The sequence below is a fragment of the Algibacter sp. L4_22 genome, assembly GCF_023473045.1.
In the GTDB taxonomy this organism is placed as follows: domain Bacteria; phylum Bacteroidota; class Bacteroidia; order Flavobacteriales; family Flavobacteriaceae; genus Algibacter.
Genome location: NZ_JAMCOK010000046.1, coordinates 1 through 1,072 on the forward strand (window position 1 = coordinate 1; position 1,072 = coordinate 1,072).

Consider the following 1,072-nt stretch of genomic DNA (forward strand, 5'->3'; position numbering starts at 1 on the left):
ATTTCCTAAATTAGCTTCAATATAAATCTGAAGGATATTTATATTGATAAACCCTTAATGTCTATATACCTGACGTTGGGCACAAGCTGAAAAACATACCGAATAGAGATTGAGAAATGACGAATACTGAAGAATCAATAGAAAATATAGACCAAGCTGAAAGCTATTTTAAGTTAATGGGTTGTAGTCGTTTCCATATGATGCGTGAAAATCCGCAAAGGAATGAAGAATATAAAAAACTCGATATTGACCCAAGTATTGAATCTGAATGGATTAAAGAGGAATTTGAAAAAAAGATTTCCAATTTTCATAAAATTGAAACAAAACATATTGGTGTTTTCTACTCTAGTTTGGTTAGTCTTATTGAGAGAAAAGAATTTTATTTAGAAAAATTAGTTGAATTAACACAAGAAATTAATAACCGAGTAAATCGGGAACAACTCCCACTTATTTTAACTCAAATAATAGGGAATAACGCAACAAAATCGAGAGGTGGATTAATCCAAAAATCTTATGATTTGAAGCGTCCTGATTTAGCTGTTTTATATTATGAACAAGTAAAATCTATATTTGAAAAAATAGAGTTATATTATTTTAAACCGACTCCTTTTATTCGTGGTTATTTAGTTGACGTAATTGAGTATTTCGGTATAGATGCAGATAATGACTTTATAGAAAAATTGAGACTTAAAAATTATTTTGAAAACTTTAATTATTATAAAAAAGAAGCCGATAGGAGAAATGTAAATGCAATGAAAATACTTTCGGAATATTATAGAGAAGGAAAAGGTTGTCAAAAAGACATAGTAAAAGCGGAATTTTGGGAATTGAAATTAAAAGAAAAATAAAAGCCTGTGCCCAACACCGTGTATAATTAATGGCTAGTTCTGGCTTACTTACGAAAATCCTCGCGGATTTTGAAGTGCACCCAAATGTTTAGACAAATTTATAATTAATTTTGATAATAATTAGCTCGATATTCAATCGGGCTCATACCATTTAAATTTTGTTTAATTCTCTCATTATTATAATATTTTATATAGACTTTAATCTCTTTTTTTAACTGAGATAT

General features: G+C 28.4%; 2 protein-coding genes. One reads left to right on the top strand and one right to left on the bottom strand.

Translation table 11 applies throughout. The features are described 5' to 3' along the window. Positions 1-116: 116 nt before the first annotated feature. Entirely contained in the window at positions 117-848 is a 732-nt protein-coding gene (locus M4I23_RS19515) for a hypothetical protein (protein ID WP_249755530.1), read from the top strand. 104 nt (positions 849-952) lie between these two features. Here M4I23_RS19515 and M4I23_RS19520 read toward each other — a convergent pair. Continuing rightward, on the bottom strand, positions 953-1,072 hold a 120-nt coding region (locus M4I23_RS19520), incomplete at its 5' end, for an IS3 family transposase (RefSeq protein WP_249754501.1).

Bases quoted from the DNA above. Each gene is read 5' to 3' on its own strand.
- M4I23_RS19515 (WP_249755530.1), top strand. From the start codon at position 117: ATGACGAATACTGAAGAATCAATAGAAAATATAGACCAAGCTGAAAGC.